Source organism: Bradyrhizobium sp. STM 3843, from assembly GCF_000239815.1.
GTDB lineage: Bacteria > Pseudomonadota > Alphaproteobacteria > Rhizobiales > Xanthobacteraceae > Bradyrhizobium.
The window spans coordinates 1-5784 of record NZ_CAFK01000231.1 but is presented as its reverse complement, the minus strand read 5'-3'; the positions used below and the strand labels follow the sequence as shown (position 1 = coordinate 5784).

The window sequence follows — 5784 nt, the reverse complement described above, 5'->3', positions numbered from 1 at the left end:
CCGCGTGATGTTCGAAGCAGGCATGCTGCGAGTACCGCGCGCATAGCTGAGTTCTGTGGTTATGGGTCCCGGGTCTGCGCGCTTCGCGCTTGCCCGGGACGACAGCTGTGATTGGCGTACGCACCGTCAAATCCCACGGGCACATCGAACGCGCGTGCTCTCGTTCTCGCGGCGCATCCGCGCCCGAGCTGTGCTGATCTCATCGCCCTCGAAAGACAGAGGGCGCAGGGAAGGCCGGGCGCTGGCCGCACCCATGGCCCGCCTGCAGAAAAGAAAGCAGGCGGCAGTCACCACAGGTACGAGCCGGAAACGACCGGCCTTCCCTGCGCGATGGTTTTAACGGCTGCTTCGCGTTCTCCCCGGTGCGCCGGGCTTTCTGGCCACCGTCGTCCGCGCGAGGCGAAGCCTCGTCGCGAACTTGGCATCAGCGTCGGGATGCCAGGACCGCGCGACTTGACCGTGCGTGCATCGCCGTTCGTCCACGCGAGAGATTCGCGCTGCAGCAACACACGCCCACCGCATCCCACTGCCAACGGATCGTGACGGTCGCGAAACGCCCCTCATGCGGCAGCAGGATGTGCGGGATGATCGTTTTGATTTGCCCGACATGGCAAGCGCGCAGTGCTGCGACAAACTAACACGACGGGCAATTTGCGCATGGCGGGATTGCAGTCGCGTCCGTCCCGTCTCGTGATTTCCGGGAAGTCGAATCGAGAAGCCGCGAGATGGTGATGCCCCGCGTGGCGGGGCATCACACCGGAAGACGACGTTCAACCTCGCCGCCGGCCGATCGGCTCGCGAGAGATATGCCGCGAGTCGATGGTCAGCTCAGCTCATGTGCCTTCGAATTTGAACGACACGTTCAGCTTGGCCCGATAGGCTTCCACTTTTCCCTTGGCGTCGAGCTGCAGATCGAGTTCGACGACTTCTGCGACGCGGAGGTCTCGGAGTGACATCGCCGCGCGCTCGACGGCATTGGCGGCCGCCCTTTCCCAGGATTCGCTGCTAGTACCGATCAGCTCGATGACCTTGTAGACACTGTCAGGCATATCGTTCTCCTGTCCGGTATGAGCAGGAAGCAGGTGCTCCCTGCTACAGGCGAGCGTAGCATCATGATGCCGGGCCCGAAAGAACGCAGCCCAACATGGCCCGGTGCTACTACGAATGGCGCTCGCGCGTTGCTTGTCTCACAAGCTCTTGCGCGAGCGATCGCTCGCCCGTCCTGCAGGAGCTTGCAGTCTTCGACGTCAACGGCTGCACCGATCGGCGCGATGGGTTGAGCAGCGCCATGTCAGTGACACGGCCTTGATCGCGGCCAATGTCACCAGTGGAAGCGCTTCAGCAGATGCGAGATCAGGTGTCGGCCGTCGCGGCGCCTTGGTCGGGGCCGGGATTGCCGCCGGCGGCCGCGATCGCCAGCCGACCGAGGTAATGAGTCCACCCCCGGGCATGTGCGGCGCACTGCCCTTCGTTGGGAAGACCGCTATGGGTCATCCGCAGCAATGTGCCGCCGTCATGGTCCACAAGATCGATCTCGATCAGGCTCGATCCCGGCGGCACCTCTTCGCCACCTTCCCAGCCGAAGCTATAGGCCAGGCGGTGGACCGGGATGACCTCCCGGAATTCGCCTCGTGCCGTATTGCGCCGGCCGACGCTTTTGATGAGGTAGAGCCCGCCCGGGCGCGGCTCGGTGGCCGCTTCCGCGCCCATCCAGCTCATGATCTTCTCGGGGTCGGTCAGGAACGCGAATACGGTGGCAGGCGGGGCTGCGATCTGGACTTCGCGTCGAACCACAAGCGGCTCGGTCATCGACACCTCCTCAAACTCAGCGGCGGCGATAGCCGCGTGCCTGATCGCCAGGATAGCCCGTGACAACGCTCCGGGGGCGCCCCATGATCCTATCATGCAGCTTTCCTCAACGCTCTGCTGGCTTGTCGATGCGGCCAGCGAGGCTCTGGGCGCCGACCGGCTGCTCGCGGAACTCGGCGCGCATCTGGTCCAGGATGGTCTGCCCCTGGCAGGTGGCGCGCTGACATTGGCTGTTCCGCACCCGCTCATTGCCAAACGGACCTGGCTCTGGCGGGCCGCGAGCGGAGAGATCATCGAGGCCTTGGGTTTTGCCTCGGGTTCTGCCTCGGGCTTTGCGCCGGGGGGATTTCCGGCGACGTTCGGGAGCACACCATCTGATGATCCCGGCCGGGATTGGCTCGCCGGAATAGCGGGCGGCACGGTGCAGCAGGATCGTGTCGGGCCGCGGTCCGACGGGCCTTCGCTGGCCTGGATCGGTCCGCGTGCGTTCGCGCCGGACGAAACCGATGAGCTGCAACGGGCCGCGCGGTTCGCCGCCGCGCCGCTTGCCGCCATTGCGGCGCGCGACACCTTGAAGGCGGCGCTCGAGGCTTACCTCGGCCGCCGCAGCACCGCGCGGGTGCTGGCGTCGCCGCTCCGGCGCAATGTCGGCGAGACCATTCAGGCCGCATTGCTGTTTGCCGATTTGCGCGGGTTCACCGCACTATCGGAAAGCCACCCACCGTCGGATGTCATTTCGGCGCTTGGAGCCTGGTTCGATCGTATTGCCGGCGCGGTTCATGCGTTCGGTGGCGAGGTGCTGAAATTTATCGGCGACGGTGTGCTGGCCATCTTTCCAGTGGTCGGAGATTCCGCGCGCGCCGCCTGCGCGGCGGCATTGCAGGCGACATTGGCGGCGCGGCTTGGCATGGCGCGTCTTGACAGCGAGCGCGAGCGACAGGGGCAGCCACCGCTGCCGTTCGGCGTCGCCCTGCACGTCGGCGAGATCTTCTGGGGCAATATCGGAGCTGCAGATCGGCTGGATTTCACCGCGATCGGCCCTGCGGTCAATCTTGTGAGCCGGTTGGAAGGCATGTGCCGGCCGCTTGGCAAGCAGGTCCTCGTCTCAGGTGCGCTTGCGGCACAAACCGAAATGCCTTTGATCGCGTTGGGAACGCATCACCTGCGCGGCATCGCCTCTCCCTGCGCGGTTTTCGCCGTGCCGGAGGACTGAAGCCTCGGACGGCGACAGCCTTTGTCTTACAGGCCACCCATCTTGCAGACCAGCTTCCATTCCTCCGGTGTCACCGGCTGCACCGACAGGCGCGACTGCTTGACCAGCGCCATCTCGGCGAGCTTCTTCTCGGCCTTGATTGCGACCAAGGTCACCGGCGTCTTGAAAGCCTTGTCGGCCTTGATGTCGACGCAGACGAACTTGCCGGTCTTGTCGGTGGGATCGGGATAGGCCTCCTTGATCACCTCGGCGATGCCGACGATCTCCTTGCCTTCGTTGGAGTGATAGAAGAAGGCGAGGTCGCCCTTCTTCATGGCGACGAGATTCTGCCGGGCCGTGAAGTTGCGCACCCCGGTCCAGGCTTCGCCCTTGGCGCCCTTTTCCTTCTGCTGGTCCCAGGACCACACCGAGGGTTCGGATTTCACCAGCCAGTAGTTCATGACGACACTCTCTCCACGCGTCATGGCCGATGTCGAAACACCGGCCGGCCACGCTTCCGTTAGCTTAACATAGGCAAGACGTGGATGCCCGGGTCAATGGTCTAAACGCGCTTCGCGCTATTGCCCGGGCATGACGATTGAGCAAGAGGCTCGCGCGCTATTCCTCAAGATATTTGTCGAAGAATTTCGCGATATCGGTGAAGGCCTCCTTGGTCTCGGGGGCATCGACGTTGAACTGGTACTGCGCGTGCGACTGGCCCTCATAGACATTGAGGTCGGCGATCACGCCGGCACGACGCAGCTTGCGATGGGTGCGCACCGTGTTGGAGAGGAACAGGTCGCGCGTGCCTGATGTCAGGATGGTCGGCGGGAAGCCTTTGAAATCGCCATAGATCGGCGAGAGGTAGGGCGTCTTCAGGTCGGTGCCGTTGGCGTAGAGCTTTGCCGCGCGGCCGAGCCAGCCGTCCCAGGTCACCAGCACATTGTCGACCCACTCATTGTCGGCATAGCTGTCGCCGATCTTGTCGATATCGGCCCACGGCGTGCCCGGTGCGATCGCAGCCGGTCGCGGCAGCTTCTCATCCTTGGCGCGCAGCACCATGGCGAGCGTCATCGCGCCGCCGGTCGAGGTGCCGAAGATCGCCATTCGGCGGTGGTCATTGGTCTTCGTCAGCGCCTTCCACACCGCCATCGTGTCGTCCATCGCGGCAGGATAGGGGAAGTCCGGCGGCATGCGGTAGTCGACCGAGATCACCTTGAAGCCGCCGAAGCCGGCCATCATGATCGCCTCCGGCAGCGCTGCTTCGCCCGGGCCGAACACATAGCCGCCGCCGTGGACATGGACCAGGAGCCGCCGGCGATTGTCCGACGGGATTTTGTTGGGTGTGACGACGAAGCAGTGCACGCCGGCGATCTTGGTCTCCTCGACCTTGACGCCGAGCTTTTCCTTCATCGCAGGGATGCCTGATATCGCCAGCTTGGCGCGGCGGTCGATCAGCTCCTTCCATTCCGCCGGCGTCTTCGGGTCGGCGTTGAAATGCGGCGGGTAGGGCGCGCCGATCATCGCCTGCATCGCGGGGCTGACCTCGTCGGTCGGGTTGCCGATCGTTTTCTGCGGTGCCACCCGCTTGCCGTTCTCGGCATTGGCCGCGGCCTCGCTCTTGGCGAGCTCGTCGTAGGAGGTGGTGGTCTGGGCGTACGTGGCGGTTGCGGTGACCGCCCAGGCAAGACCGATCGATACGATCGCAAGATGTGATCTGCGCATGCGCGTCCTCTGCTGGATTCCTTTGTTGGTTGATTTGTCCGGAATCCGTCGGATCGCGCGCAAGCTATTACAGCGTGTGTGCGGCGGGAAGCGCCGCTCACTCCTCGGCCTTGAAGGGACGCGTGAGCAGGCCTTCAATGGCTGCGTCGATCGTCATGGCGCCCGAGAGGATCGCGGCGACCGCCTGCGAGACCGGCATCTCGACGGCGCTCAAAGCCGCCAGCTCGACCAGCACCGGCGCAGTGTATTGCCCTTCCGCAAGCTTGCCTGCGGGCAGTCGCTCGCCGCGGCCGAGTGCAAGGCCGGCGGCGAAATTGCGCGATTGCGGCCCGGCGCAGGTCAGGATCAGGTCGCCGAGCCCCGAGAGGCCGGTGAGCGTCTCGCTGCGTGCACCGAGCGCACGGCCCAGGCGCGCGAGCTCGGCAAAGCCGCGCGTGGTGAGTGCGGCAAGCGCCGAGGCGCCGAGCCGGCGACCGACCACGATGCCGGCCGCGATCGCCAGCACGTTCTTGGCGGCGCCGCCGATCTCCACACCGCGCACGTCGGTCGAGTGATAGGGACGGAAGGTCGCCGATCCGAGCGCCTGGACCAGCGCGGCAGCAAGCTGCTCGTCATGCGCGGCGAGCGTGACCGCGGTCGGCAGGCCGCGCGCCACATCGTCGGCGAAGCTTGGGCCGGACAGGATCGCTGCGTGCGCGTTCGGCGCGGCCTCCGCGATCACCTCGGTCATGAATTTGTGGGTGCCGTGCTCGATGCCCTTGGCGCAGGCGATCACCGGCGTGCCGTGCCTGAGCAAGGGTGCGAGATGCATGACCGCGCCGCGCAGATGCTGCGCCGGCACGACAATAAGCGCCACATCGGCGCGGGCGGCTGCCCTGAGGTCGCTGGTGATGGCGATGGTGGATGCGAGCGGAACGCCTGCCAGGCGCGGGTTCTCGCGTCGTGCCGCGATCTCCGCCGCATGCGCGCTGTCGCGGGCGTAGAGCGTGACGTCACGGCCGGCGCGCGCGGCAACGGCGGCCAGCGCGGTGCCCCAGGCGCCGGCGCCGATGATGGAG

Annotated in this window: 6 protein-coding genes; 1 reads left to right on the top strand and 5 read right to left on the bottom strand. The window is 65.6% G+C overall.

Translation table 11 applies throughout. The features are described 5' to 3' along the window. Positions 1 to 833: 833 nt before the first annotated feature. Both BRAS3843_RS24250 and BRAS3843_RS24245 read right to left on the bottom strand, forming a co-directional pair. A complete protein-coding gene (locus BRAS3843_RS24250) occupies positions 834 to 1049 on the bottom strand; it encodes a dodecin domain-containing protein (protein ID WP_008971721.1) in 216 nt (71 codons plus the stop codon). A 304-nt stretch (positions 1050 to 1353) separates the two neighbouring features. Next, on the bottom strand, positions 1354 to 1809 hold the full coding sequence (locus tag BRAS3843_RS24245) for an SRPBCC family protein (protein ID WP_008971720.1): 456 nt from the start codon (positions 1807 to 1809) through the stop codon (positions 1354 to 1356). Between the two features lie 94 nt (positions 1810 to 1903). Here BRAS3843_RS24245 and BRAS3843_RS24240 point away from each other — a divergent pair, with 94 nt between their 5' ends. Then, on the top strand, positions 1904 to 3022 hold the full coding sequence (locus BRAS3843_RS24240; RefSeq protein WP_008971719.1) for an adenylate/guanylate cyclase domain-containing protein: 1119 nt from the start codon (positions 1904 to 1906) through the stop codon (positions 3020 to 3022). 26 nt (positions 3023 to 3048) lie between these two features. Here BRAS3843_RS24240 and BRAS3843_RS24235 read toward each other — a convergent pair whose 3' ends face one another. The 3 genes from BRAS3843_RS24235 to BRAS3843_RS24225 form a co-directional block, all read right to left on the bottom strand. After that, positions 3049 to 3462 carry an EVE domain-containing protein gene (locus tag BRAS3843_RS24235; protein ID WP_008971718.1) on the bottom strand — a complete coding sequence of 138 codons (414 nt, stop codon included), beginning with the start codon at positions 3460 to 3462 and terminating at the stop codon, positions 3049 to 3051. Positions 3463 to 3619: 157 nt separating this feature from the next. Then, the gene (locus BRAS3843_RS24230) at positions 3620 to 4726 is read right to left on the bottom strand and encodes an alpha/beta hydrolase (protein ID WP_008971717.1); all 1107 of its coding nucleotides are present in this window, start codon (positions 4724 to 4726) and stop codon (positions 3620 to 3622) included. Between the two features lie 97 nt (positions 4727 to 4823). Then, positions 4824 to 5784, bottom strand: a 961-nt coding sequence (locus BRAS3843_RS24225) for an NAD(P)H-dependent glycerol-3-phosphate dehydrogenase (protein ID WP_063710321.1), incomplete at its 5' end; no start/stop codon positions are given.

Coding starts and splice junctions, on each gene's coding strand:
- BRAS3843_RS24230 (WP_008971717.1), bottom strand. CDS start 4,726: ATGCGCAGATCACATCTTGCGATCGTATCGATCGGTCTTGCCTGGGCG.
- BRAS3843_RS24250 (WP_008971721.1), bottom strand. CDS start 1,049: ATGCCTGACAGTGTCTACAAGGTCATCGAGCTGATCGGTACTAGCAGC.
- BRAS3843_RS24235 (WP_008971718.1), bottom strand. CDS start 3,462: ATGAACTACTGGCTGGTGAAATCCGAACCCTCGGTGTGGTCCTGGGAC.
- BRAS3843_RS24240 (WP_008971719.1), top strand. CDS start 1,904: ATGCAGCTTTCCTCAACGCTCTGCTGGCTTGTCGATGCGGCCAGCGAG.
- BRAS3843_RS24245 (WP_008971720.1), bottom strand. CDS start 1,809: ATGACCGAGCCGCTTGTGGTTCGACGCGAAGTCCAGATCGCAGCCCCG.